Genomic DNA, 23,921 nt, shown 5'->3' with positions numbered 1-23,921 from the left:
ACCTGCTACCGGCCGCGCAGCGTTTCCAGCGCCGGAGACCACACGTCATGCCCGCACCGGGTACACGCGACAGAACCCTCTGCATCGAGGTAGACCGGGTAGCCACAGCTTACGCAGCAATACACCCCGGCAGCGGGTAGTTTGACGTATTCGGGCCGATGCTCGGCCGGAAGCACTGACAGCCCCGCTCGGGTGTCCTGGCCATCGTAGAAGTACAGGCTCAGGTCGCCATCTGTTTCCAGCAGGCCAAGGCGAACCTGGCCCAGATGCTCGACGCCTCGCTGGCGTAGCTCCATGAACAACTCGTTCGACGAGATGTTCATGTTGCGCAGGGAATGGATTTCGTACATGCCATCCTTGACCACCGTGATCGGCAAACCGTCGATCCACGCTTCGCACGCCTTGCTGCGTGTCATGAGGTAGACAGTGCCCCGATACAGCAGTAGCAGCGTGAGGAACACCAACGCCACCGGCAACAGCGGCACATCTTCGTAAAAGGTTACATCCCCTGCAGCAGAACCCAGCGTCAGAATGACCACGAGTTCAAAGCGCGACAGTTGTTTGATGCCCCGACGGCCGCTGGATTTCAAAAAGAGAAAAACCGCGAGGAAGGCGGCAAGAACACGACAGGCAACTTCGAGGAGGAAGGTCAGGGGAAGTTCGCCCAACAGCATCCGTTGCAAGTCGAAGGAGACCATGGGTTGTTCCCGTCATTTGCCAGCCTGGATGTACAGGTCGACCCTTTCACCGTTGCGGAGTTCCAGCTGTTCGCCGCTGTTGGATCAGCGACGGCGGGCAGCTTGCGTGCAACCGGGTCTTGGTGGGGCCAGCGGTGGCAGCGTTTCAGAAACGCGTCGCCAGTCGTCCGGCGGTGCACAAGACCCTTGAGGCCGAAGGCTTGATCTGACGGGCGCAGCGCCAAGGTCGCAGGGTCAGATTTGGGCCTGGCCACCATCGACCAACACTTTTCAGACCCTGCCTGGGTTTGAGCGGGCAGGGGATAAACCCGCTTATGCAGTGACCGCAGCAGCCTTGTAGGAGATTGCCGAGCCCATTGGGCTGCGCTGTCGCGCAGAGAACTAATGCTGGGCGCTCCGCGTACCCCTGTGGGAGCGGGCGCGCCCTCGCTGCTTGATAATGTGCAGTTGCCCGAGAATAACTCTACAAACGTCTATTCTTGTACAAGTATTCTCAATGAAGGGTGGATCCCATGCCGCGCATGCTCCGCTGGGCCGGCCTGTTTGCGCTGTTGGCTGCCGCACCGCTGCTCGCAGGCGACTGGCGCGCTGCGCTGCCTTCGGCCCAGGTGCTGGGCCGTGGCGACTTCACCTGGTTCGGCTTTCGGGTTTACACCGCGCGGCTGTGGACTGACGGTCATGGGCAGGACTGGGGGCGGCCATTTGCCCTGGAGTTGCTGTACCACCGCGCATTGTCACGGGACAACCTTGTACAGGCCAGCGTCAAAGAGATGCGCCGCCTGAACGACGGCAGCGTGACGCCAACGCAACTTGCCAACGGGGCCAGGGCACTGGAAGCGGCGTTCCCGGATGTGCACCCCGGCATGCGCATCGTCGGCTTGTACCTGCCCCGTGCAGGTTGCCGTTTCTACGTGGATGGAAAGCTCACGGGGGAGGTGCGCGACCCGGTTTTCTGCAAGGCGTTTTTCGCTATCTGGCTTGACCCGCGCGCCCGCGACCCTCAACTACGCCTGCGCCTGCTCGGCCAGGCCGCAGACCCAGGAGCCTGACTATGAAGAACAAGATGGTGCTGCTGTTGACCTGCCTGCTGCTGGGCAGCTGCGGCAACGTCAGTGTCGAGGACTACGCCAGCCAGCAACCAAAGCTTGATCTGGCGGCCTTTTTCTCGCGGCCGGTGCAGGCCTGGGGCATGTTCCAGAAGCGTTCCGGCGAGGTGGCAAAGCGTTTTCACGTGTGCATTGCCAGCCACCGCGAGGGCGAGCGGCTGATCCTCGACGAGCGCTTCGTCTACAGCGACGGTGAACGCCAGCGCCGGGTCTGGACGTTGACACCGGAGCGGCCCGGGCACTGGCGTGGCACTGCCGGCGACGTGATCGGTGAAGCCCGTGGCGAGATGGCGGGCAATGCGCTGCGCTGGCGCTACCAGCTGGACCTCCCGGTCGACGGGCGGCACTGGCAGGTGGACATGGACGACTGGATGTACCTGATGGATGACGACACCCTGATCAACCGCACCAGCATGCGCAAGCTGGGCGTGGAGGTCGGCCAGATAACGCTGTTCTTCCGCCGCCTGCCAGCGGGTGCAGCATGCGATTGAGCACCCTCGCACCGTGAAAAAACAGCTGTTGCCGAGCAAGTTGTGCGTGGGCTGTGGCCGCCCGTTCACGTGGCGAAAGCGCTGGGCGCGGTGTTGGAAGCAGGTGCGTTACTGCTCCGAACGCTGCCGCCGCTCACGGCCGCGCGGCAAGTCGCAGCAGCAACGGGAAGGCGAGGGCCCAGACCGGGGCCAGTAGCAGGGCGGTGACCAGCGGCCCTAGGGGGAGGGCGACATCGGCCAGCCGCGCGCCGGCCAGGTAGGCCAGTGGGCCGCCAATCCCGCCCAGTAATGCCCCTGACCAGAACCGACGGCCAGCCCAGGCCAGGCTGTGACGCAGGCCGCTGGCCAGCACCAGCCACAGCAGTGCCAGCCACAGCGGCAGTGGCCAGGCTGTGTAGGTGAACACCCCGAACGCACCCAGCAGGCTGTCCAGCATGCAGCCGGCCAGTGTGGCCCGGCACAACGCCTTGGCCTCGGCCCAAGGGGCGGGGCACAGGCGCAGGTGCACGAAGATGCCGAGCGGCACCAGCCACAACAGCAATGGGTGCTGTGCCCCGAGCACGCACAACCACCAGCCGGCCTGCAACCACAAGGCGTTGACCAGCTGCCAGCGGCCCCGGCTGATCACGCTGCCGGCAACGGCGCGCGACGGGCCTGGGGGGCAGCCCACAGCAACTGGGCCACACCAATGGCACGCTCCTCGAAGCCGCCCTGGCAGTAACACAGGTAGAACTCCCATAGCCGCTGGAACGCATCGTCATAACCCAGGTCAGCCAGGGCTGGGCGGGCCTGGCGCAGGTTATCGCGCCAGTGCCCCAGGGTGCGCGCGTAGTCCACGCCGAAGTCCTCGAGGTGCACCAGGTTCAGCGACGTCTGCCGGCTGGCGGTATCGAGCATCACGCTCAGCGAAGGCAGCGCTCCGCCAGGGAAGATATACCGCTGGATGAAGTCCACCGAGCGGCGGGCCTGAGCGTAGCGCTGGTCACGAATGGTGATCGCCTGCAGCAGCATCAGCCCGTCGGGCTTGAGCAAGGCGGCGCATTGGCGGAAGTAGGCGGGCAGGTAGCGGTGGCCCACGGCCTCGATCATCTCGATGGACACCAGCTTGTCGTAGCTGCCGCGCAGGTCGCGATAGTCGTCGCGCAGCACTGTCACGCGCCGTTCCAGCCCCAAGTCCTGCACCCGCCGCCGGGTATAGGTGTATTGCGCCTCGGACAGCGTGGTAGTCGTGACCCGGCAACCGTGCTGGGTGGCTGCGTGGATGGCCAGGCTGCCCCAGCCACAGCCGATTTCCAGCAGGTGGTCGTCGGGACCAAGCTCGAGCTTTTCGCAGACGCGCTGCAGCTTGTTCAGCTGCGCCTGCTCCAGGGATTGTGCAGGGTGCTCGAACTGCGCGGCGGAATACATCATGGTGCGATCGAGCAGCTGCTCGAACAGGGCATTGCCCAGGTCGTAGTGGGCCAGGATATTGCGCCGCGCGCCGCGCCGGCTGTTGCGGTTGAGCCGGTGCAGCAGGCGCAGGGCCGGGCGCCCAAGGCGCGCCAAGCCGCCTTCAAGGGCATCGAGGACCTCCAGGTTGGCGACGAACAGGCGCGTCACCAGCGCCAGGTCCGGGCTGCGCCAGTAACCATGAATGTAGGCCTCGCCAGCGCCGATCGAACCATTGCCGGCAATCAGCCCCCAGGCGGCGTCATCGAGCACCTCCAGCTCGGCCTGCAAGGGGCTGTCGGCATCACCGAAGCTCCATTGCTGGCCGTGGCTGAGCAGGCGCAAGTGGCCATGGCGCAGCTTGCCCAACAGGGCCAGCACGGCGCCGCGCGCGAGCCCGCCGAGCCAGGGCCCCAGGCCTGCGGACTTGCTAACGCTCAGGGTCGGGTCGGACATGGTCAGGTTCCTCGCAGGGTTGGCCAAGCGCCAGGTCGCCCGTGTGCTTGGCATGTTCATGGATGGGGGTACGTTTGAGCAGCAGGCGCAGGGCCTGCCAGTAGATGGCCGAGACCGTGCGCAGGCTCATCCACGGGAAGGCCAGGATGTAACCATGTACGGCGCGCCGATCGAGCGGTGCACGGCGCAGGGCCAGGTCGGCTTCGAAGACCTTGTGGCCGGCCTGCCAGTTCTGCATGTGGATGCGCAGGTGTGCCGGATCGAGGTGGAATCGCAGGCGATAGTCCATCGCCACCGGCATGAACGGCGAGACGTGAAAGGCCTTGGCCATGTGGAACGAACTCGTCAGGTCGCCGTGCACCGGCAGCACATAGTGAAAGCGTTCGCGCCACGGTGTGTTGCGCACCTCCAGCAGGATCGCCGCCAACTGCCCATCGGCGTCATGGCAGAAGTAGAAGCTCACCGGGTTGAACGACAGGCCCCAGCAACGCAGCTGCGACAGCAGGCGCACCGGCCCGCTGGGGATATGGCCAGTGGCCCTGCCGACCAGCACGCGTGCGGCCTGGGCCAGTGGCATGCCTTGGCCGGTCAGGCTCGGCAGGTAGTCGGTCTCGCGCCAGCTCAGCGGCGCCAGGCGCCAGCGCCGCAGCCAGGGTGACAGGCCCAGCCAATGACTTTGCTCGTCCAGGTCCAGCTCGAACATGCCCACCCGGTAGCGAAACGTGTGGGGCCGCGGCGTCAGGCGCCGATGGCTGACCCAGCCCAGGCACAGGGCGCTGTTCACAGCTGCTCCCCGAAGTGGCTGGCCACCTGCAGGGCGCTGACCACGCCGTCTTCGTGAAAGCCGTTGCCCCAGTAGGCGCCACAGAAATAACTGTGCGCCTGCCCCTGCAGGCGGGGCTGCCGCGATTGCGCCTCGGCGGCGGCCACGCTGTACTGCGGGTGGGCGTAGCGAAAACGGGCGAGAATCTGTGCCGGGTCTACCAGCGCGGTCTGGTTCAGGCTGACGCAGAAGGTCGCCGGGGCCTGCAGGCCCTGCAGGATGTTCATGTTGTAGGTGACGGCAGCCGGGGCCTGGGCGTTGCCGCCAAGGCGGTAGTTCCAACTGGCCCAGGCCTGTCGGCGGCGCGGCAGCAGACGCGTGTCTGTATGCAGCACGACGTCGTTCTCGGCATAGCGGATCGCGCCCAGTACTGCTTGCTCCTCGGCGCTGGGGGCCTCGAGCAGGCTCAGGGCCTGGTCGCTGTGGCAGGCGAACACGACCTTGTCGAAACGTTCGCTGCCAGCGGCGCTGAACAGTGCCACCCCCGCTTCGTCGCGGCTAACCCGCTGTACCTTGCAGCCAAGGCGAATGCTGCTGGCGAACGGCTGGCAAAGCGGCCCGACATAACTGCGCGAGCCGCCCTCGATAACCCGCCACTGCGGGCGCTCATCCACCGACAGCAAACCATGGTTGCGGCAGAACGTGACGAAGAAACGCAGCGGGAAGGCGAGCATGTCGGCGCAGGACATCGACCAGATCGCCGAGCCCATCGGCACGATGTAATGTTCGATGAAGCGTTGCCGGTAGCCATGGGTTTCGAGATAGGCGCCGAGCGTGGTGCCAGGGTCGATGCGGCGGGCGTCAAGGTCTGCCGGCGCCTGCCGGTTGAAGCGCAGGATGTCGCGCAGCATGCCCCAGAACCCCGGCGACATCAGGTTGCTGCGTTGGGCGAACAAGGTATTCAGGCTGTGGCCGTTGTATTCCAGGCCGCTGCGCGGCTCATGCACCGAAAAACTCATCTCTGTGGGCCGCGAAGCTACCCCGAGTTGGCCCAGCAGGCGGATGAAGTTGGGGTAGGTCCAGTCGTTGAAAACGATGAAACCGGTGTCGACGGCATACTGCTGCCCACCCCACGACACATCCACCGTGTGGGTGTGGCCGCCAACCCGCTGCTCGGCTTCGAACACCGTCACCGCGTGCTTGCGCGACAGCAGGTAGGCGCAGGTCAGGCCGGCGATGCCGCTGCCGATGATGGCGATACGCATGGTCAGTCAGTCCTGTTCGTGGCGGGCCAGGCGCTGCCCCAGGGCCAGGCGCAGGCGCGCCGGCAAAGCCCCAAGCAGGCGCAAGGCAAAAGTGAAAAGGCCGGGAAAGTTGATTTCCAGGGGGCGCCGGGGCAGGCGCCGTGCGATGTACCTGGCGGCGCGCGGCGCCGTCCACAGTTGCGGCATGGGGAAGTCGTTGCGGCGGGTCAGGGGCGTGTCGACGAAGCCGGGGCTGACCAACGTGGTGGCGATGCCTTCGTGGGCCAGGTCGATCCGCAGGGATTCCACCAGATAGCGCACGGCAGCCTTGGACGCGCCATAAGCGCCGGCGCGAGGCAAGGCCAGCCAGCTGACCGAGCTGCCCATCACCACCAGCTGTGGTTGCCGACCAGCGCGCAGCAAGGGCAAGGCGGCCGCGAGGCAATGGCTGAGGGCGAGGACGTTGGTGCGCATTACCCGTTCGACCAAGGCCGGGTCGAAGTGGCCCGGTTCCAGGTACTCGCACGTGCCAGCGTTGAGCACGACCATATCCAGTGCGCCCCATGCCTGCCCGATGTGCGCCGCGATAGCGGCCACCTGGTCCGGGTCGTCAAGGTCGCCGACAGCCAGCAGCGTCTGCTCGGGGAAGCGCTCGGTCAACGGCGCCAGGCGTTCGGCGTCGCGCCCGCCCAGTGCCAGTTGGTGACCCTGTTCGAGTAGGCATTGCGCCAAAGCAGCGCCGATGCCACTGCTCGCGCCGGTCAGCCAGCAGCGGCTCATGCCAGGCGACCCTTGAGCCAGCGGATGGCGCTGCCCATCACCGGTATGTGCTCGTAGAGCAGGGCGCCGGCGTCGAAATAGTCCTGATGCAGGAATACACGCTCACGCCATTGCAGGTAGCTGCAGCCTTGCAGGCTGACGGTGCGGCCCCCGGCAAGGCGCGGGTGGCGGAACTGCAGGACCCAGCGCAGGTAGCCTCGCCCGGGCGCCACTTCGTCCGCATCGAGGAAGGTGTAGTGGATATCCTGTGCGTTGGCGTAAAGCTGGGCAAAGTATGCCCTTAGCGCCTGGAGCCCTTCGATCTGGTGCAAGGGGTCGCGAAAGCACACATCTTCGCTGTACAGGGCTTGCAAACCATCCAGACTTTTCCCGTCAAGGCGGGCAAAGCGCTCGGCGAACTGCGGCAGAAAGGCTGACATGGGCGGCTCCTGGCACGCCTGTACAGCCTGGAGTGGTTGTACAGGTATACCTGAAGCCTAAGCTGAAACCTGTACAAGTCAAAAATCTTGTACAGTTATTTTGTTTCATAATGACTTCCATACCCTAACCGATCGCCAGCCCCTGCACGTCTGGGCCTTACGCCAGCCAATAAAGTTATGGCCCACATCTGAATCTTGTATTTCATCTGCACGCGCACAGCTGATTAGCATCGTCGATGTCTTCCTGTCGACGAGAACAACAACGTGAACCTTGGAACGATCATTACCCGAAGTGCCCGCTACTGGCCGGACCACATCGCCGTGGCGGACAGCCAGACACGCGTCACATACGCCCAGCTGGAGCGCCGTAGCAACCGCTTGGCCTCAGCGCTGGGTACGCTGGGCGTGGGTGTCGGCGAGCATGTGGCCATTCTCGCCGCCAACCGCGTGGAGCTGGTCGAAGCGGAAGTGGCGCTGTACAAGGCGGCAATGGTCAAGGTGCCGATCAATGCGCGGCTGTCAGTGGATGAAGTGGTGCGGGTGCTGGAAGACTCCTGCAGCGTTGCACTGATCACCGATGCCAGTTTTGCCCAGGCGCTGGCAGCGCGGCGTAGAGAGTTGCCGCTGCTGCGCCAGCTGATCGTGCTGGAAGGCGAGGGGGGTGACCTGGGTTATGCCGCGTTGCTTGAGCGCGGCAGTGAGGCACCGCTGGGCCTGGACCCGGCCGACGATGCGCTGGCCGTGCTGCATTACACCTCCGGCAGCTCTGGGGTGCTCAAGGCTGCGATGCTGTCGTTCGGCAACCGCAAGGCGCTGGTGCGCAAGAGCATTGCCAGCCCTACACGGCGCTCCGGGCCGGGCGACGTCATGGCCCACGTGGGGCCCATCACCCATGCCAGCGGTATGCAGATCATGCCGCTGCTGGCGGTGGGCGCCTGCAACCTGCTGCTCGACCGCTATGACGACCGCCTGTTGCTGGAGACCATTCAGCGCGAACGGGTGACGCGGCTGTTCCTGGTGCCGGCGATGATCAACCGCCTGGTCAATTACCCCGGCGTCGAACGCTTCGACCTGTCGAGCCTGAAGCTGGTCATGTACGGCGCCGCGCCGATGGCACCGGCCCTGGTGAAAAAAGCCATCGAACTGTTCGGGCCGATTCTCGCGCAAGGTTACGGCGCCGGTGAAACCTGTTCGCTGGTCACCGTCCTGACCGAGCAGGACCACTTGGTGGAAGACGGCGATTATCAACGCCTGGCCTCCTGCGGGCGGTGCTACTTCGAGACCGACCTGCGGGTGGTCAACGAGGCGTTCGAGGATGTGGCTCCGGGTGAAGTCGGCGAGATCGTGGTCAAGGGCCCGGACGTGATGCAGGGCTACTGGCGCGCCCCGGCGCTCACCGCCGAAGTGATGCGCGACGGTTATTACCTTACCGGCGACCTGGCGACGGTGGATGCCCAGGGGTATGTGTTCATCGTCGATCGCAAGAAGGAAATGATCATCTCCGGCGGTTTCAACGTGTACCCCAGCGAAGTGGAGCAGGTGATCTACGGCTTCCCCGAAGTGTTCGAGGTGGCGGTGGTCGGCGTGCCCGACGCGCAGTGGGGCGAAGCGGTGCGCGCGGTGGTCGTGCTCAAGCCCGGGGCGCAACTGGAGGCCGCCGAGCTGATCGAGCGCTGCGGCCGTGCGCTGGCCGGTTTCAAGAAGCCGCGCGGCGTCGACTTTGTCAGCGAACTGCCGAAAAACCCCAATGGCAAGGTGGTGCGCCGCCTGGTCCGGGACACCTACTGGCAACACAGCGAACGTCGTATCTGACCAGGGAGCATCACCATGTATCAACCCAGTGCAAAGGCTGCGCAGATCATCGAAGCGATCGAGGGTTTCGTCCGCGATCAGGTACGCCCGCTAGAGCAGCAGGCACAGCTGGACTGGGCGCGCCCGCACCCCCAGCCGGTGCTGCGGCAAGTGTGGAAACTTTCCAGCGAGCAGGGCCTGTACACCATCATGCTGCCCGAAAGCATGGGTGGGGCCGGCCTGAACGTGGCCGACCTGTGCGCGGTCAAGGAGGCCACGGTGCTGACAGGCTCCATGCTCGCCGCACACGTGTTGGGCGAGCTGTCGGGGCCGCCGCGGGTCGGCCACCTGTTCAAGGTGGCCAGCCCCTACCAGGTCGAGACCTTCCTCAAGCCGGTGTGCCGCGCTGAAAAGGCCGTGTGCTTTGCCCTGACCGAAGCCGAGGCCGGCTCCGATGCCACCGCCATTACTACCCAGGCCCGCCGCGACGGCGACCACTATGTGCTCAGCGGCACCAAGCGTTACATCTCTGGTGCCACCTACGCCGACCTGGCAGTGCTGCTGGCGGTGACCGGGCCGGGCAAGGGCGCACAGGGTATTTCGGCCTTCTTCGTCGACCTCAATGCCCTGGGTGTGCGAATTGACAGCGATTACTCGGTGATGTCCGGTGGCGGTGCCCATGGCGACATCGTGCTCGATCAGGTGCGCGTGCCGGCGGCCAACCTGATCGGGGAGGAGGGGCAGGGGTTCAAACTGGCCATGGGACGCATTACCCTCAACCGCTTGCTGCATTGCCCCACCCTGCTAGGGATGGCCGGCCTGGCCCTGGAGCTGTCTATCGAGCATGCACGCAGCCGCAAGCAGTTCGGCCAGCCAATCGCCATGTTCCAGGCGGTCAACCACATGATCGCCGACATGGCCACCGAGCTGCACGCTGCGCGCAGCATGGTCTACGCCACGGCCCAGGTGAACGACGCCGGGGGCGATATCCGCACCCAGGCGCCGATGTGCAAGCTGTTCGTCTCCGAGGCAGCCTTCCGCATCGCCGACAAGGCGGTGCAGGTGCACGGCGGCGCCGGGCTGATGCAGGGCCACCCGGTGGAGTGGATTTTCCGCGCCACGCGGATGATGCGTATCCTGACCGGCACCAGTGAGATTCAGCGCAACACCATCGCCAAAGGCGTGCTGATGCCTGCCTGAACGACGGGCCGCCCTTGCGGCGGCCTTTTTGCAACACCTCACAACAATAACAAGAGTACTCGCCATGACTGCGGATTCTTCCCTGCCCAACCCCCGTACCGCCTGGCTGGTGGCCGCGTTGCTGGCCCTGCTGATGCTGGTCAACTTTCTCGACAAGGTGGTGATCGGCCTGGTGGCGGTGCCGATGAGCGCCGAACTGGGCCTGACGGCCACCGAGTTCGGCTTGATCGGCGGCGCCTTGCATTGGTTTTTCGCGATCTCCGCCGTGGTCGGTGGCTTCATGGCCAACCGGCGCCCCACCCGCACCTTGCTGCTGGGCATGGGCCTGTTCTGGGCGCTGATCCAGCTGCCGATGTTGTTCGCCACCTCACTGTGGGCCATCGTCGCCTGCCGGGTGCTGCTGGGCATCGGGGAGGGGCCGGCATCGCCGGTCGCCACCCATGCACTGTACAAGTGGTTCCCCAACGACCGGCGCAACCTGCCGGTGGCCCTGCTGCATGCCGGCAGTGCCATGGGCCTTCTGGTGGCGGGGGCGATGATCCCCTGGGTCAGCCTGCATTACGGCTGGCGCACCAATTTCATCATCCTTGCGCTGATCGGTCTGGTCTGGTGCCTGCTGTGGTGGCGGCTGGGCCAGGAGGGCACCCTCGAGCGCCTGCGTGCCAGCCAGCTCAAGGCCGACGAACCGGCTATCCCCTATCGCAGGCTGCTGGGTGACCCCAGCGTGATGGGCAACTACCTGTGCCACTTCGCCGCCAACTGGTCGCTGGCCCTCACCCTGACCTGGGTGCCCAGTTACCTGCAGGTGGGCCTGGGTATCGACCCGCTGCAGACCGGGCGCATATTCATCATGTTCGTGGTCGTGACCACGCCGCTGAGCCTGCTGCTGGCCTGGTTCTCCCAGCGCCTGATGCGTCGCGGCGTGCCGTCACGGGTGGCTCGCGGCGTGTTCGTTTCGGTGTGCCTGATACTGGGCGGGCTGTTGTCGGCTTCGCTGATGCTGCCTGGCTTGAGCACGGCCGCAAGGGTCGCCGCGCTGACATTGAGTGGTGGCCTGGCGCTGGTGATGTATTCCGTGGGCCCGGCGATGCTCGCCGAGTTCACACCGGCGGCCCAGCGCGGCGGCATCCTCGCCATGGGCAACGGCATCGCCTCGCTGGCCGGGTTGGCAGCGCCGGTGGTGACCGGTTTGCTGGTACAAGGTGCGGGTAGCGAACACCCGGCGGGGTATGCCCAGGGCTTCCTGGTGTGCGGCGCGGTGCTGGTGGTGGCCGGGCTGGTGGGCCTGGCCACCTTGAACCCGCAGCGTACCCAGCAGCGCCTGCGCCAGTCGGCTGCAACTGGCGGGCAGGCGCGCGCTCAGACCGCCAGCTGAGCGCCGAGCCCCGACTCCAGCGGCTCGGCATCCTTGCCGATCAGTTCGCCCCGCCAGCGGCCGCTGCTGACCAGGTCGATCAGCACGCTGCGCACCAGGTCGCGCAGGCAACCGGCAGCGAACGACAGGGGTTTGTGCTGGGAGTGCGCCAAGGCGATGGTGCGGCTGATGCGCGGTTCGACGATGCGCCGCGCCGCCGTGGGTTCGAGCAGTACGCTCAGCGGCGGCCAGTTGCTGATGGTCGCCGCCAGGCCGGCGCGCACCAGGCTGGCGATGCCGGGCGCCGATTGCTGCTCGTAGGCTGCGGCCAGGGGTACGGCGGCTTCCATGGCGGCTTGCTCGATGCGTCGGCGCAGGTGCAGTGTCCTGGGCGGCAGCACCAGCCGGGTGGCGGCGGCTTCGGCGAGGGTGATGGTGTCGGGGGTGCCAGGGGCTGATGCGCCGACCCAGTACAGCGCTTCGGTGAAGATCGGCTCGGCCTCCACATGGTCGAGTTCCTCGGCATTGGGCACCACACCGAAGTCCACCTTGCCCAGCTCGATGGCCTGGCCGCCTTCACGGCTGAGGCCGTCCCACACGGTCAGCGTCACGCCGGGGAAGCGCTGTTCGGCGCGCATGACGATTTCTGGCAGCAGCAGGTCGGCGGCCGTGGCCGGGATGGAAATGGCCACGTGGCCCTTGGGGTCGCCGCGGCTGGATTTCAGCTCATCTTTCACCGAGTCGAGTTTCTGCACCACCTGCCGGGCCACTTCATAGAGCTGGCGCCCGGCATCGGTCAGGGCAATGCCATCGTGCTGGCGGTCGAGCAGCTGCATCTCCAGCTCACTTTCCAGCAAGCTGATCTGCCGGCTCAACGCCGGCTGGGCAATGTAGGCGCGACGTGAAGCAGAAGAGAAGCTGCCGGCTTCGACGATGGCGATCAGGTAGCGGAGCTGTTTCAGGGTCATCGGAGCGGTTCCAAGGGTATGCCGAACTGATATGGCACGTATCCGAACACGTTATTTGTGGGGTTCGAAGCGCGGCTCCTAGTATCACCCCGAAAGGGCGTGCCAAGGCAAGCCCGGCCCGGACACCACAACAACAAGAGGCCAAGCCCGATGAAACCATTTTCCCTGCTGCGCATCTTCCTGTTTGTCAACGCCAGCCTGCTGAGCCTGTACGCGGAGGCCATGCCACTGTCCGCAGACTTGACGCCGGTGGGGGCCGAACGCGGGCCCGGCAGCGACGGACGCATACCGGCCTGGAACGGCGGCCTGCAGGCGCGGCAAGTGTCGCTGGCGGTCAACGGCACCCCGCTGGACCCGTACGCCGATGAGCAGCCGCTGTATGTGATCACCGCCAACAACTACACCCAGTACCGGGAGCAGCTGACGGCGGGGCAGGTGGCCTTGATGCAGCGTTACCCCCAGTCGTTCCGCCTGCCGGTGTATCCCTCCCATCGCAGTGTCGCGGTGCCGCCACCCGTGGGCGAGTGGGCCCGGCACAATGCGGCCAACGCCCGGCTGGTCAACGACGGCAACGGCGTGGAGGGCTTTGCCGGTGTAGTGGCTTTCCCCAAGCCCGAGAATGGCCTGCAGGTGCTGTGGAACCACCTCACCCGACCGCGCAACGGCAGTTACCGCCTGGCTTCGGACAGCATCACCCCGCGTGGCGATGGCCGCTTCGCGACGATGAGCCTGCAACAGAACTTCGCCCGCCCCGACGTTCTGGAAGGCGGCCAAGCGGGCAACGTGCTGTATTACCTGAGTTACCGCATGACCGCGCCGTCGCGCCTGGCGGGCGATGCTGTGGTGCTGCACGAAACCCTCGATCAGGTGGCCCAGCCGCGTCTCTCGTGGCTGTACAGCAGCAGCCAGCGGCGGGTGCGGCGCGCCCCGGCGCTGGCCTATGACAGCATCACCCCGGGCACGGCCGGCCTGCGCACCGCCGACAGCCGCGACATGTTCAACGGCGCCCCGGACCTCTACCAGTGGACCTTGGTGGGCAAGAAGGCCCTGCATGTGCCGTACAACAGCTATCGCCTGGCTTCGCCCCTGCTCGGTTATGCCGCGCTGATCGGGCCGGGGCACGTCAACCCGCAAACCACCCGCTACGAGCTGCACCGGGTGTGGGAAGTGGTGGGTACCCTCAAGCCTGGGGCGAAGCATCTGTACGCCAGCCGCCGCTATTACCTGGACGAGGACAGCTGGGCCATCCTTGAGGCGGACTTCTTTGACCACAAGGGCCAGGTGTGGCGTACCGCCCAGGCCCACAGCTATTACCACGTGACCGGGCAGGCGCTGGTCAACGCTATGGAGGCGATCTACGACCTGCGCAGTGGCCGCTACCAGCTGTCTGGCCTGACCAACGAGCAGCCAAGGCCGTACGCCTTCGACGTGCGCACCAGTGCTTCCTACTTCTCCCCCGGCGCATTGCGCAGCCAAGGGCTGCGTTGACACAGGGCTCTCATGAATTCCGATCACCGTCATACCCTTTGGGAGCGCTGGTTGCTGGGGCAGGGCAAGGCGCCCGATCCGCGTTTTACCCTGGCCAATGAGCGCACCTTTCTTGCCTGGATCCGCACCGCCCTGGCCTTGCTCGGCGGCGCAATCGCCATCGAAACCTTCGCTGCCCATGCCTGGCCGCCATCTGGGCGCGTGGCGATGGAACTGGCGTTGCTGGCCACCAGTTTGCTGGTGAGCCTGGGCGCCGGCTGGCGCTGGTTGGCGGTGGAGCGCGCATTGCGCCGCGAGGCGCCGCTGCCGCTGCCGCGCCTGGTGCCGCTGCTGAGCGTGGCGTGCGGGCTTGCCTGCGTGGCGCTGGTCGGCGTGCTATGGGCGCGTTGGCATGGCGGATAGCACCAGGGATACTGGGCTGCAGGCCGAACGTACGGTGCTGGCCTGGCGGCGCACGCAGGTGTCGCTGCTGCTGGTAGCGTGCATCGCCTGGCGTGGCGAAATGTGGATGGTGGCCGGTATGGCGGCGCTGCTAGCGCTGCTGGGCCGGGCTCGTGAGCGCGGGGTATACCGCCGAGGGCTGGGCATGTTGCACCGCGAGCAGGGCCACGCGGCCGCCTGGAGCGTGCTGCTTTGTGCCCTGGGAGTGGCGGGCCTGGTGCTCAGCGTGTGGTTGCGCCGCTCGCTTTAGGGCGGCGCTGTGGGTGATTCAGGGGGTGACGATATTGAAGCGCCCGTCCGGCTCGTCCAGCCCTGCCATGAAGCGCATGAATTTCATGCGCTCGCCACTGATGTCGATATCACCCACGGTCGCTTCCTTGAGAAAGCCGGTCTGCTTCAGGGCGATGCGGTCCAGGGTAGCCTTGCTCATTTTCACCTCGACATCCGCCTGCCCGTGGCGGGTGTGGTCGCGGTGGGTGAGCACGCCGTTGCGCAGGGTCAGGGCGTAGTCTTCGTTCAGGTCGGTGAAGTGCCAGTTGATGGTCAGGTCCTGTTCGGCGGCCTTGGCAGCATCCACGCGTACGCCCAGGTAATCGAAGAACAGCGTCGGGGTCAGGGCGCGTACCAGGTCGTCCGCGCTGCCGCCTTTGCTGGCGGCCGGCGCCACACCGTTGCGCAGCTCTTGCGCACCGGTCAGGTAGGCGTTGCGCCAGGTGGCGTTCTCGCTCTGGTAGCCCAGTTGCTCCAGGGCGTCGGCCTGCAGCTCGCGCGCTGCGCTGTTGTCGGGCTGGGCGAACACCAGGTGCCGGGTGAGCTCGGCAACCCAACGGTAATCACCGCTGCCGTAGGCCTCACGGGCCAGGGTCAGCACCCGCTCGGCGCCGCCCAGGGCCTTGACGTAATGCGTGCCGGCCTCGCTCGGCGGCAACGGGTTGAGGGTTGCCGGGTTGCCGTCGTAAAAGCCCATGTAGCGCTGATACACCGCACGCACGTTGTGGCTGAGCGAGCCGTAGTAGTCGCGGCTGTACCATTTGCTTGCCAGCCGTGGCGGCAAGGTGGTCAGCTCGGCGGCGATCTCGGTGGGGCCAAGGCCGCGGTTGATCAGGCGCAGGGTCTGGCTGTCGATGAAGGCGTACATGTCGCGCTGATCAGCCAGGTAGTCGCGGATCGCCGCCCCGCCCCAGGTCGGCCAGTGGTGCTGGGCAAACACCACTTCGGCCTGCTCGCCATAGCGCAACAGCGACTGGTCGAGGTAGTGCGCCCACACCTTGGCATCGCGCACCTGGGCGCCGCGCAGGGTCAGCACGTTGTGCTGCACGTGGGAGGCGTTCTCGGCCATGCACAAGGCCTTGAACTGGGGGAACCACAGGTTCATTTCAGCAGGCGCTTCGGTGCCAGGGGTAAGCTGAAACTCGATGTCGACACCGTCGATGCGCAGGGTCTCGAAGGGCTGTTCGATCAGCCGGGTCGGGGCAATCAGGCTAACCGTGGCATTGGCCGGCACACCCTTGCCCAGGCCGGCATCCACCTGGCCGCGTGGCCCGCGTGGCAGTGGTGCGCCGTACATGTACTGCGCCCGGCGCTTCATTGCCGGCCCGGCCAGCACGTTTTCGCTGACGGCATGTTCGAAGAAGCCCTGCGGGGCGATGACCTGCACCTTGCCGGCCTTGACGTCGGCCTCGTCGATCACCCCACGCACACCCCCGAAATGATCGACGTGCGGGTGGGTATAGATCACCGCCACCACCGGCCGCTGCGGGCGATGGCGAAAGTACATGGCCAACCCGGCCCTGGCGGTTTCCACCGACAGCAGCGGGTCCATCACGATCAGGCCGTGCTCGCCTTCGATCAAGGTCATGTTGGCCAGGTCCAGGCCGCGCACCTGATAGATGCCTTCGCTAACCTTGAACAACCCGGCAAAGGTGTTGAGCTGGGCAATGCGCCACAGGCTCGGGTTGACCGTGGCCGGTGCCTCGCCTTTCAGGAAGGCATAGCGCTGCAGGTCCCAGACGGTTTTGCCGTTGGCATTGACCACGGGCTGCTCGACGGCTTCGAGCAGCCCGCGGCGCGCATTGTCGAAGTCGCTGCGGTCTTCGAAGGGCAGGTGCTGCAACCATTGCTGATTGCTCTGACGGGTGAGGTCGCTGGCGTCCTTGGCCGGCCCGTCGGCCAGCGCCGCGTAGGGCAGGGCGAGGGCCAGCAGGCAGGGCAGTGTGCGTAGGCGCATGGGGTGGTCCTTGTTGTTCTGAGGGCGAACACTCTAAGGACAGAGCTCACTGGCGAACCAATACCACTCTTGCATGGCCACCCATCCACAAATGCGATGGCTCAGCCGGCACCGATGTCCATGATGCGCGCCACCAGCCAGGCCAGTGCCGGGTCGTGCTGGCGATGGGCGAGGTACACCAGCTCCAGCTGGAAGGGCTCCAGGGCGAACGGCAGGTCCAATACCTGCAGCGGCAGCAGCCGGGCGAAATGGCGAGCCAGGGCGGTGGGCAGCACCACGCACAGATCGGAGCTTGCGGCCAGGTGCGCGGCCTGCAGGTAATTGGGCGTGGTGTAGACGATGCGCCGGGCCAGGCCCTGTTCCCCCAGCCACTGGTCGACCATGCCACGGGTCTGGCCGCCGTGCACCCACAGGTGGCGCAGGGCGAGAAACGCCTGAAGGTCGAGGGTGCCATCCACATCGGGGTGGCCCTGGCGCACCGCCACTTGCAGGGTTTCGCTGCGCCAGTGGCGCCGCTCGTAGCGCGCGGGCACCTCATCGAAGCGCCCCAGCACCACGTCGAGTTCGCCGCGATCGAGGGCTTCGGCGGGCAGGTTGGGCGTCAGGTGCAGCACATCCACGCGCAAGTGCGGGGCCTGGGTTTGCAAGGTGGCCAGCAACCTTGGCATGCACAGCTGTTCGGCGAAGTCGGTGAGCGCGATACGCAGCTGGCGGTGGCTGAGCTGCGGGTCGAAGCTGTCGCCGGCGCCAAGGGTCTGTTCGATCTGTAGTAATGCCGCGCGAATCGGGCCTTCCAGGGCCAAGGCGCGTGGGGTGGGGCGCATGCGCCGGCCCACGCGCACCAGCAGCGGGTCGCCCAGCAGGTCGCGCAGGCGCGCCAGCGCATTGCTCACCGTCGGCTGGGTCAGCGCCAGGCGCTCGGCCGCGCGCGACACGTTCTGTTCACGCAGCAGCATGTCCAGGACGCGCAGCAGGTTGAGGTCGAAGTTGGCTATATTCATGCGAAAAATACATGGGATGGAAAATGAGAATTTCAAAAATAGTAGGCGCCTGACTAGGGTGAGGGCAATGCCTTCACACCTCGAATCAGGAGCGTCACCCGTGAGTACTCCCTACAACGTTCAGCAGGCGGCGGTGATCGGCGCCGGGACCATGGGCCGCGGCATCGTCATCAGCCTGGCCCGTGCAGGCCTTGCGGTGCTGTGGCTGGACAACGACCCCCGCGCCACCGAAGCCGGCCTGGCGATGATCGCGCAAACCTGGGCACAGCAGGTGGCCAAGGGTCGTATCGATCAGGCCGAGGCCGACGCTTGCCTGGCGCGGGTGCGCCAGGTAACGGCCTATGACGACCTCGCCGAAGCCGACCTGGTGATCGAAGCGGTGTACGAGAACCTGGCGCTCAAGCAGGCCATCTTCCGTACCCTGGACAGCACACTCAAGGCCGACGCCATCCTGGCCAGCAACACCTCGGCACTGGACATCGACGCGATCGCGGCCGTCACCCGCCGGCCCGAACAGGTGCTCGGGCTGCATTTCTTCAGCCCGGCCCATGTGATGAAGCTGTTGGAAGTGGTGCGCGGGGAGCGCACTTCGCCTGCGGTGCTCGAGGCGGCCCAGGTCCTTGGGCAGCGCATGGGCAAGGAAGTGGTGGTGGCCGGCAACTGCCCGGGCTTCATCGGCAACCGCATGCTCGCCAGCTATGTGGCCGAGGCGCGCAAGCTGCTGCTCGAAGGCGCCACGCCGCGGCAGGTGGATGAGGCGCTGCAGGCGTTCGGCATGGCCATGGGCCCGTTTCGCATGTACGACGTGGTCGGCATCGACCTGGAGTGGCGTGCGCGCCAGCTGGCCGCTAAAGACATGGATGCGCCGTTGATACAAGTCGACAATGCCCTGTGCGCGCTGGGGCGTTTCGGCCAGAAAAGCGGCCAGGGTTACTACCGTTATGCCCCCGGCAGTCGTGAAGCCGTGCACGACCCCCAGGTCGATGCGCTGGTGCTCAAGGTCGCTCAGGACCTTGGGGTGCACCGGCGCGCGGTCGACGACGCGGAAATCCACGAGCGCTGCCTGCTGGCGCTGGTCAACGAGGGCGCGAAAATTCTCGAGGAAACGGTGGCCAGCTGCAGCGCTGACATCGACCGGGTGTACCTGCATGGCTATGGCTTCCCGCACGAGGTCGGCGGGCCGATGCGCTGGGCCGACCAGCAGGGGCTGGGCTTGCTGCTGGCACGCCTGGAACGCTTGCAAGGCCTGTTCGGCGAGCACTGGCGCCCGGCCGGGTTGCTGATGCGCCTGGTGGCAGAGCGCAAACAGCTGGCCGACGTCCACGAGGGCCGCGCATGAACTACCGAGCCCCCCAGCGTGACATGCACTTCGTGCTGCACGAACTGTTCGATGTGACGGCGCACTGTGCCCGGCTGGGCAATGAGCTGGACCGCGAAACCATTGATGGCATTCTTGAGCAGGGTGCACGCTTTGCCAGCGAGGTGGTTGCGCCGCTCAACCGCCAGGGCGATGAACAGGGCTGCCGCCTGGAGCAAGGCAACGTGCGTACACCGGATGGCTTTCGCCAGGCTTACCGGCAGTATGTGGAGCAGGGCTGGGGTGGCATGACCGGCCCGCTGGAACATGACGGCCAGGGCCTGCCGCAAATGGTTTCGGCCTGCTTTCACGAAATGCTGATGGGCGCGTCGCTGTCGTTTCGGATCTATTCCGGCCTGACCGAGGGCGCCGTGCTGGCCTTGCACCGGCATGGCAGCGCAGCGCTCAAGCGCGATTACCTGGGCAAGCTGGTCAGCGGCGAATGGGCCGGCACCATGTGCCTGACCGAGCCGCAGGCCGGTACCGACCTGGCGCTGCTGCGTACCCGTGCCGAGCCGCAGGGCGATGGCAGCTACCGCATCAGCGGCAGCAAGATCTTCATCAGCGGCGGCGACCAGGACCTTACCGACAACATCGTCCACCTGGTGCTGGCGCGCCTGGCGGATGCGCCGGCCGGTGTGCGTGGCATCAGCCTGTTCCTGGTGCCCAAGTTCGAATGCATCGAAGGCGGAGGGCTGGGCCCGCGCAATGCGGTCGAATGCGGCGCGCTCGAGCACAAGATGGGCATCAAGGGCGCGGCGACCTGCGTGATGAATTTCGATGGCGCTCGTGGCTGGCTGGTGGGGGAGGCCAATCAGGGCCTGGCGTGCATGTTCACCATGATGAACGATGCGCGCTTCCAGGTCGGCCTGCAGGGGTTGGGCATCGCCGAGGCGGCCTTCCAGGGTGGCCTGGCCTATGCCCGCGAGCGCTTGCAGTCGCGCAGCCTGGCAGGGCCGGTGGCGCCCGAACGCAGTGCCGACCCGATCATCTGCCACCCTGACGTGCGGCGCATGCTGCTTACCCAGAAAACCCTCAGCGAAGGCTGCCGCATGCTGGCGGCCTTTGTTGCCCAAGCGCTGGACCTGGAGCACGGCGCCTTGCAGCCTGAAGTGCAGGCGGCCGCCGGGCGCCGGGCGGCGTTGCTGATCCCCATCGTCAAGGCCTTCCTCACCGATGTCGGCCAGGAGACTGCCAGCCTGGGCGTGCAGCTGTACGGCGGGCATGGCTACATCCGCGAATGGGGCATGGAGCAACTCATGCGCGACAGCCGCATCACCCAGCTATACGAGGGCACCAACGGCATCCAGGCGTTGGACCTGATTCGCCGCAAGCTGCTTGGCGACGGTGGCGAGCAGCTGCGCCTGCTGATCGATGAGTTGCTTGAAGCGGTACGCAACTGCCGTGCAGACGCGCTGGCCGGGATGGCCCAGGCGGTTGCTCAGCGCCTGCAGGAATGGCGCAACCTGAGCGCCGAGGTGCTCGACGCCTGCCGCTGCGACCCGCAGGAAATCGGCGCGGTATCGGTGGATTTTCTCGCCTATTCGGGCTACGTGCTGCTGGCCGCACTGTGGCTGCGGGCTGCCGAAACCGCCAGCTCGGCCTTGGCCGCAGGCAGCCAGGACAACGCCTTCTACCAGGCCAAGTTGCAGGCTGCAGCTTTTTACTGGCGGCGGGTGTTGCCGCGCGCGAGCGCCCATTGCGAGGCCTTGCGCGGCGGCGCGCAGTGCCTGATGAGCCTGGATGAAGCGCACTTCGCCTTTTGACATGGCCCAGCTGTTCACCCACAAGAACAAGAGGAACATGAGCATGCAGCCTTTCAGTTTTGCCACCACTCCCCATCTGTTGTGCGAACCCGGTGCCGCCGGGCGTCTGGCGCAGTTGTGCCAGCAACGCAGCGTGCGCCGCGTGCTGATCGTGACCGACCCGGGTATCGTCAACCTGGGCATGCTCGATGACTTGCTGCCAGGGTTCACCCAGGCCCGCCTGAGCGTGGCGATCTTCAGCGAGGTCAGCGCCGACCCCAGCCATGCCTGTGTGCTGTCGGCCGTCGCTCGGGCGCGGCATATCGGCGCCGAGCTGATCGTCGGCTTCGGTGGCGGCAGCTCCATGGATGTCGCCAAGCTGGTGGCGCTGCTGGCGCACCCGGCCTGTGATCAGACCCTGGAGGCGGTCTACGGCATCGACCAGGCCAAAGGCCAGCGCCTGCCGCTGATCCAGGTGCCGACCACCGCCGGGACGGGGTCGGAGGTCACACCCGTGGCCGTGGTCACCACCGGCGAGGCGGCCAAGATGGCGGTGATTTCCCCCCTGTTGCTGCCCGACCTGGCGTTGCTCGACGCCGAGCGCACCCTGGGCCTGCCCCCGGCGATCACCGCCGCTACAGGGATCGATGCCATGGTCCATGCCATCGAGGCCACCACCAGCCAGTACAAGCGCAACCCGCTGTCCAGCCTGTTGGCCCGTGAGGCGCTGGCGCTGCTGGCCGGCAACCTCGACCAGGCGGTGCACAACGGTGGCAACCTGGCGGCGCGCCAGGCCATGCTGCTGGGCGCCTGCCTGGCCGGGCAGGCGTTTGCCAACGCGCCAGTGGCGGCGGTGCATGCGCTGGCCTACCCGTTGGGTGCGCGTTACCACGTGCCGCACGGGCTGGCCAATGCGCTGGTGCTGCCCCACGTGATGCGCTTCAACCGTCGCGAAGCGTTCGCCGACTATGCCGCGCTGGCCCCGGCACTGCTGGGCGATCGGCTGGTGCCTGGCGAGCCGGATGATCTGTGTAACCAGTTCATCGATGAGCTGGAGCAGCTGGCGCCACGCTGCGGCCTGCCCAGCCGGCTGCGAGATGTCGGGGTGCCGCGGCACAGCCTGCCATTGCTGGCCGAGGATGCCCTGCAACAGCAACGGTTGCTGGTCAACAACCCGCGCAAGGTCACCCTCGACGACGCATTGGCCCTCTATCAGGCGGCGTTTTGAACATGGCCAGGGAACGCCCGCTGCGCGGCGCCTACCGCTACTTCCAGCCGATCACCACGCGCTGGCACGACAACGACCTGTATGGGCATGTGAACAACGTCGTTTATTACGGGTTTTTCGACAGTGCCGTGAATACCTGGCTGATCGAGCACGCCGGCCTTGATATCCACCACGACCCGGTGGTGGCCTACGTGGCCGGGTCTGCCTGCGACTATTTTGCCGCCGTCGCCTTCCCGCAACGCATCGAGGTGGGCATCGCCGTCGAACGGTTGGGCAACAGTTCGGTGCACTACGCCCTGGCCGTGTTCGTCGAGGGCGAGCCCGAGGCCTGCGCCGCTGGCCGTTTCACTCATGTGTTCGTCGATCGCCTGAACAACCGCCCGGTCACTATTCCCGCCAAATTGCGCAGCGCCTACGAAAGCCTGCTGCCGGTGTAACTGCCCAAGGAGAGCCGTTTCATGCAAGACGCCGTCATCGTATCTACCGCGCGCACGCCCATCGCCAAGGCTTGGCGCGGCGCGTTCAACGACCTCACCACCCCCAGCATGAGCGCCATTGCCATCCGCGCCGCCGTCGAGCGCGCCGGCGTGGAACCGGACGAAGTCGAGGACCTGGTGCTGGGCACCGCCATGCAAAGCGGGACCGCCGCCATCAACCCGGCACGCTTGTCGGCCCTGGCGGCTGGCTTGCCGCAGTCGGTGGCCGGGCAGACCATCGACCGCCAATGCGCTTCAGGGCTGATGGCCATTGCCATCGGCGCTCAGCAGATCCGCGGCGAGGGCATGCAGGTGGTGGTCGGGGCCGGGCAGGAGCAGATCAGCCTGGTGCAGCACGCGCACATGCAGGCTGCCAATGCTGCCCAGGACGCCACGGTGCGGCGCCTGTGCGAGCACGCCTACATGCCCATGCTGCACACGGCCGAGCACGTCGCCAAACGCTATGGTATCGACCGCCACGCCCAGGACCGTTACGCCTTGCTGTCGCAGCAGCGCACAGCGGCAGCGCAGGCGGCCGGGCTGTTCGCTGATGAAATCGTGGCAGTCACGGCGCAGCGCAAGGTCGTCGACAAGGCCACTGGCGTCCAGTCCCATGAGCGCGTGCACCTGAGCCAGGACGAAGGTAACCGCCCGCACACCCGGCTGGCGGACCTTGAGGCACTGCAACCGGTGATCGAGGGCGGCTGCGTGACTGCGGGCAATGCCAGCCAGTTGTCCGATGGTGCCAGCGCCTGTGTGCTGATGAGCGGTGCCCGGGCGGCACGCGCAGGCTGCCAGCCGCTGGGGCTGTACCGGGGCATGGCGGTGGTGGGCCTGGCCCCGGAGGAAATGGGCATCGGCCCGGTGCTGGCGATACCGCGCCTGTTGGCGCGCCACGCGTTGCGGATCGAGGACATCGGCTTGTGGGAGATCAACGAGGCATTCGCCTGCCAGGTGCTCTATTGCGCCGAACACCTGGGCATCGACCCGGCGCGGCTCAATGTCAACGGGGGCGCCATCGCCATCGGCCACCCCTATGGCATGAGCGGTGCGCGCATGGTCGGGCATGCGTTGCTCGAAGGCCGCCGACGCAAGGTTCGCTACGTGGTGGTGAGCATGTGCGTGGGCGGGGGGATGGGCGCGGCAGGCTTGTTCGAAGTGCTCTGAAGCACCGCCTTGGAGCCATAACGAACCGGCATGGCATTGATCCGAAGACGCTATTTGTGAGCGTAATCAAACCTGCCTGATACTGCTCGTCAC

Annotated in this window: 24 protein-coding genes; 14 read left to right on the top strand and 10 right to left on the bottom strand. The window is 66.2% G+C overall.

Annotation, left to right across the window (positions count from 1 at the left end; all coding sequences use genetic code 11):
* Positions 1-5: 5 nt before the first annotated feature.
* Positions 6-698: a DUF421 domain-containing protein gene (locus AC5O5I_RS16540; RefSeq protein ID WP_494511174.1), complete on the bottom strand. Its 693-nt coding sequence runs from the start codon at positions 696-698 to the stop codon at positions 6-8.
* Positions 699-1,210: 512 nt separating this feature from the next.
* On the opposite strand from AC5O5I_RS16540, the gene AC5O5I_RS16535 reads away from it, so the two are divergent.
* The 3 genes from AC5O5I_RS16535 to AC5O5I_RS16525 are packed head-to-tail and all read left to right on the top strand — an operon-like array spanning position 1,211 to position 2,491.
* Positions 1,211-1,747 (top strand): chalcone isomerase family protein, encoded by a 537-nt coding sequence (locus AC5O5I_RS16535; protein WP_372242858.1) that lies wholly within the window; start codon positions 1,211-1,213, stop codon positions 1,745-1,747.
* A 2-nt stretch (positions 1,748-1,749) separates the two neighbouring features.
* Positions 1,750-2,295 (top strand): DUF3833 domain-containing protein, encoded by a 546-nt coding sequence (locus AC5O5I_RS16530; RefSeq protein WP_494511173.1) that lies wholly within the window; start codon positions 1,750-1,752, stop codon positions 2,293-2,295.
* Between the two features lie 13 nt (positions 2,296-2,308).
* Positions 2,309-2,491 carry a DUF2256 domain-containing protein gene (locus AC5O5I_RS16525; protein WP_494511172.1) on the top strand — a complete coding sequence of 61 codons (183 nt, stop codon included), beginning with the start codon at positions 2,309-2,311 and terminating at the stop codon, positions 2,489-2,491.
* Here AC5O5I_RS16525 and AC5O5I_RS16520 read toward each other — a convergent pair.
* Genes AC5O5I_RS16520 through AC5O5I_RS16495 form a run of 6 tightly spaced genes read right to left on the bottom strand, consistent with a single transcriptional unit; the run spans position 2,429 to position 7,385 of the window.
* Positions 2,429-2,920: a DUF2878 domain-containing protein gene (locus AC5O5I_RS16520; RefSeq protein ID WP_372242418.1), complete on the bottom strand. Its 492-nt coding sequence runs from the start codon at positions 2,918-2,920 to the stop codon at positions 2,429-2,431. The genes AC5O5I_RS16525 and AC5O5I_RS16520 overlap by 63 nt on opposite strands.
* On the bottom strand, positions 2,920-4,179 hold the full coding sequence (locus AC5O5I_RS16515) for an SAM-dependent methyltransferase (protein ID WP_172221434.1): 1,260 nt from the start codon (positions 4,177-4,179) through the stop codon (positions 2,920-2,922). Before AC5O5I_RS16515 ends, AC5O5I_RS16520 begins: the two co-directional genes overlap by 1 nt.
* Positions 4,154-4,963 (bottom strand): DUF1365 domain-containing protein, encoded by an 810-nt coding sequence (locus AC5O5I_RS16510; RefSeq protein ID WP_172286780.1) that lies wholly within the window; start codon positions 4,961-4,963, stop codon positions 4,154-4,156. Before AC5O5I_RS16510 ends, AC5O5I_RS16515 begins: the two co-directional genes overlap by 26 nt.
* Positions 4,960-6,207: an NAD(P)/FAD-dependent oxidoreductase gene (locus AC5O5I_RS16505; protein ID WP_172221428.1), complete on the bottom strand. Its 1,248-nt coding sequence runs from the start codon at positions 6,205-6,207 to the stop codon at positions 4,960-4,962. Before AC5O5I_RS16505 ends, AC5O5I_RS16510 begins: the two co-directional genes overlap by 4 nt.
* 6 nt (positions 6,208-6,213) lie before the next feature.
* The gene (locus tag AC5O5I_RS16500; protein WP_172221425.1) at positions 6,214-6,966 is read right to left on the bottom strand and encodes an SDR family NAD(P)-dependent oxidoreductase; all 753 of its coding nucleotides are present in this window, start codon (positions 6,964-6,966) and stop codon (positions 6,214-6,216) included.
* Positions 6,963-7,385: a nuclear transport factor 2 family protein gene (locus AC5O5I_RS16495; protein ID WP_172221422.1), complete on the bottom strand. Its 423-nt coding sequence runs from the start codon at positions 7,383-7,385 to the stop codon at positions 6,963-6,965. The genes AC5O5I_RS16500 and AC5O5I_RS16495 overlap by 4 nt, the downstream gene beginning before the upstream one ends.
* A 264-nt stretch (positions 7,386-7,649) precedes the next feature.
* On the opposite strand from AC5O5I_RS16495, the gene AC5O5I_RS16490 reads away from it, so the two are divergent.
* From AC5O5I_RS16490 to AC5O5I_RS16480, 3 genes are all read left to right on the top strand, one after another.
* Positions 7,650-9,197, top strand: coding sequence for an AMP-binding protein (locus AC5O5I_RS16490; protein ID WP_172286782.1), 1,548 nt, complete (start codon positions 7,650-7,652; stop codon positions 9,195-9,197).
* Between the two features lie 15 nt (positions 9,198-9,212).
* Positions 9,213-10,376 (top strand): acyl-CoA dehydrogenase family protein, encoded by a 1,164-nt coding sequence (locus AC5O5I_RS16485; RefSeq protein WP_172221417.1) that lies wholly within the window; start codon positions 9,213-9,215, stop codon positions 10,374-10,376.
* Between the two features lie 64 nt (positions 10,377-10,440).
* Positions 10,441-11,751 (top strand): MFS transporter, encoded by a 1,311-nt coding sequence (locus AC5O5I_RS16480; RefSeq protein ID WP_172286783.1) that lies wholly within the window; start codon positions 10,441-10,443, stop codon positions 11,749-11,751.
* Here the strand turns inward: AC5O5I_RS16480 and AC5O5I_RS16475 are convergent.
* Positions 11,736-12,698, bottom strand: coding sequence for a LysR family transcriptional regulator (locus tag AC5O5I_RS16475; RefSeq protein WP_172221411.1), 963 nt, complete (start codon positions 12,696-12,698; stop codon positions 11,736-11,738). The genes AC5O5I_RS16480 and AC5O5I_RS16475 overlap by 16 nt on opposite strands.
* Before the next feature lie 150 nt (positions 12,699-12,848).
* Here AC5O5I_RS16475 and AC5O5I_RS16470 point away from each other — a divergent pair, with 150 nt between their 5' ends.
* The 3 genes from AC5O5I_RS16470 to AC5O5I_RS16460 are packed head-to-tail and all read left to right on the top strand — an operon-like array spanning position 12,849 to position 14,877.
* A complete protein-coding gene (locus AC5O5I_RS16470) occupies positions 12,849-14,186 on the top strand; it encodes a DUF1329 domain-containing protein (RefSeq protein WP_494511171.1) in 1,338 nt (445 codons plus the stop codon).
* A 12-nt stretch (positions 14,187-14,198) separates the two neighbouring features.
* Positions 14,199-14,588, top strand: coding sequence for a YidH family protein (locus AC5O5I_RS16465; protein WP_172221405.1), 390 nt, complete (start codon positions 14,199-14,201; stop codon positions 14,586-14,588).
* Complete coding sequence (locus tag AC5O5I_RS16460; RefSeq protein ID WP_172221402.1) at positions 14,578-14,877, top strand: DUF202 domain-containing protein; 300 nt, start codon at positions 14,578-14,580, stop codon at positions 14,875-14,877. Before AC5O5I_RS16465 ends, AC5O5I_RS16460 begins: the two co-directional genes overlap by 11 nt.
* A gap of 18 nt (positions 14,878-14,895) precedes the next feature.
* Here the strand turns inward: AC5O5I_RS16460 and AC5O5I_RS16455 are convergent, their stop codons facing one another.
* Entirely contained in the window at positions 14,896-16,854 is a 1,959-nt protein-coding gene (locus AC5O5I_RS16455; RefSeq protein WP_494511170.1) for an alkyl/aryl-sulfatase, read from the bottom strand.
* A 101-nt stretch (positions 16,855-16,955) separates the two neighbouring features.
* Positions 16,956-17,855 (bottom strand): LysR family transcriptional regulator, encoded by a 900-nt coding sequence (locus AC5O5I_RS16450; protein ID WP_172221396.1) that lies wholly within the window; start codon positions 17,853-17,855, stop codon positions 16,956-16,958.
* Between the two features lie 100 nt (positions 17,856-17,955).
* Between AC5O5I_RS16450 and AC5O5I_RS16445 the strand changes: the two genes are divergently transcribed.
* Genes AC5O5I_RS16445 through AC5O5I_RS16425 form a run of 5 tightly spaced genes read left to right on the top strand, consistent with a single transcriptional unit; the run spans position 17,956 to position 23,828 of the window.
* Complete coding sequence (locus AC5O5I_RS16445; RefSeq protein WP_494511169.1) at positions 17,956-19,194, top strand: 3-hydroxyacyl-CoA dehydrogenase; 1,239 nt, start codon at positions 17,956-17,958, stop codon at positions 19,192-19,194.
* Positions 19,191-20,978: an acyl-CoA dehydrogenase C-terminal domain-containing protein gene (locus AC5O5I_RS16440; RefSeq protein WP_494511168.1), complete on the top strand. Its 1,788-nt coding sequence runs from the start codon at positions 19,191-19,193 to the stop codon at positions 20,976-20,978. Before AC5O5I_RS16445 ends, AC5O5I_RS16440 begins: the two co-directional genes overlap by 4 nt.
* A 43-nt stretch (positions 20,979-21,021) precedes the next feature.
* Positions 21,022-22,185, top strand: a complete 1,164-nt coding sequence (locus AC5O5I_RS16435; RefSeq protein ID WP_494511167.1) for an iron-containing alcohol dehydrogenase — start codon at positions 21,022-21,024, stop codon at positions 22,183-22,185.
* A gap of 2 nt (positions 22,186-22,187) precedes the next feature.
* The gene (locus AC5O5I_RS16430; protein ID WP_172221384.1) at positions 22,188-22,622 is read left to right on the top strand and encodes an acyl-CoA thioesterase; all 435 of its coding nucleotides are present in this window, start codon (positions 22,188-22,190) and stop codon (positions 22,620-22,622) included.
* A 21-nt stretch (positions 22,623-22,643) separates the two neighbouring features.
* Positions 22,644-23,828, top strand: coding sequence for an acetyl-CoA C-acyltransferase (locus AC5O5I_RS16425; protein ID WP_172221381.1), 1,185 nt, complete (start codon positions 22,644-22,646; stop codon positions 23,826-23,828).
* Positions 23,829-23,921 lie beyond the last annotated feature (93 nt).

The sequence above is a fragment of the Pseudomonas sp. 9_2_1 genome, from assembly GCF_059295275.1.
Note: the sequence above shows the minus strand (reverse complement) of the source record. Positions and strands in the feature narration are given on the sequence as shown.

Coding starts and splice junctions, on each gene's coding strand:
- AC5O5I_RS16540 (WP_494511174.1), bottom strand. CDS start 698: ATGGTCTCCTTCGACTTGCAACGGATGCTGTTGGGCGAACTTCCCCTG.
- AC5O5I_RS16535 (WP_372242858.1), top strand. CDS start 1,211: ATGCCGCGCATGCTCCGCTGGGCCGGCCTGTTTGCGCTGTTGGCTGCC.
- AC5O5I_RS16530 (WP_494511173.1), top strand. CDS start 1,750: ATGAAGAACAAGATGGTGCTGCTGTTGACCTGCCTGCTGCTGGGCAGC.
- AC5O5I_RS16515 (WP_172221434.1), bottom strand. CDS start 4,179: ATGTCCGACCCGACCCTGAGCGTTAGCAAGTCCGCAGGCCTGGGGCCC.
- AC5O5I_RS16505 (WP_172221428.1), bottom strand. CDS start 6,207: ATGCGTATCGCCATCATCGGCAGCGGCATCGCCGGCCTGACCTGCGCC.
- AC5O5I_RS16500 (WP_172221425.1), bottom strand. CDS start 6,966: ATGAGCCGCTGCTGGCTGACCGGCGCGAGCAGTGGCATCGGCGCTGCT.
- AC5O5I_RS16495 (WP_172221422.1), bottom strand. CDS start 7,385: ATGTCAGCCTTTCTGCCGCAGTTCGCCGAGCGCTTTGCCCGCCTTGAC.
- AC5O5I_RS16485 (WP_172221417.1), top strand. CDS start 9,213: ATGTATCAACCCAGTGCAAAGGCTGCGCAGATCATCGAAGCGATCGAG.
- AC5O5I_RS16480 (WP_172286783.1), top strand. CDS start 10,441: ATGACTGCGGATTCTTCCCTGCCCAACCCCCGTACCGCCTGGCTGGTG.
- AC5O5I_RS16475 (WP_172221411.1), bottom strand. CDS start 12,698: ATGACCCTGAAACAGCTCCGCTACCTGATCGCCATCGTCGAAGCCGGC.
- AC5O5I_RS16470 (WP_494511171.1), top strand. CDS start 12,849: ATGAAACCATTTTCCCTGCTGCGCATCTTCCTGTTTGTCAACGCCAGC.
- AC5O5I_RS16465 (WP_172221405.1), top strand. CDS start 14,199: ATGAATTCCGATCACCGTCATACCCTTTGGGAGCGCTGGTTGCTGGGG.
- AC5O5I_RS16460 (WP_172221402.1), top strand. CDS start 14,578: ATGGCGGATAGCACCAGGGATACTGGGCTGCAGGCCGAACGTACGGTG.
- AC5O5I_RS16455 (WP_494511170.1), bottom strand. CDS start 16,854: ATGCGCCTACGCACACTGCCCTGCCTGCTGGCCCTCGCCCTGCCCTAC.
- AC5O5I_RS16450 (WP_172221396.1), bottom strand. CDS start 17,855: ATGAATATAGCCAACTTCGACCTCAACCTGCTGCGCGTCCTGGACATG.
- AC5O5I_RS16440 (WP_494511168.1), top strand. CDS start 19,191: ATGAACTACCGAGCCCCCCAGCGTGACATGCACTTCGTGCTGCACGAA.
- AC5O5I_RS16435 (WP_494511167.1), top strand. CDS start 21,022: ATGCAGCCTTTCAGTTTTGCCACCACTCCCCATCTGTTGTGCGAACCC.
- AC5O5I_RS16430 (WP_172221384.1), top strand. CDS start 22,188: ATGGCCAGGGAACGCCCGCTGCGCGGCGCCTACCGCTACTTCCAGCCG.
- AC5O5I_RS16425 (WP_172221381.1), top strand. CDS start 22,644: ATGCAAGACGCCGTCATCGTATCTACCGCGCGCACGCCCATCGCCAAG.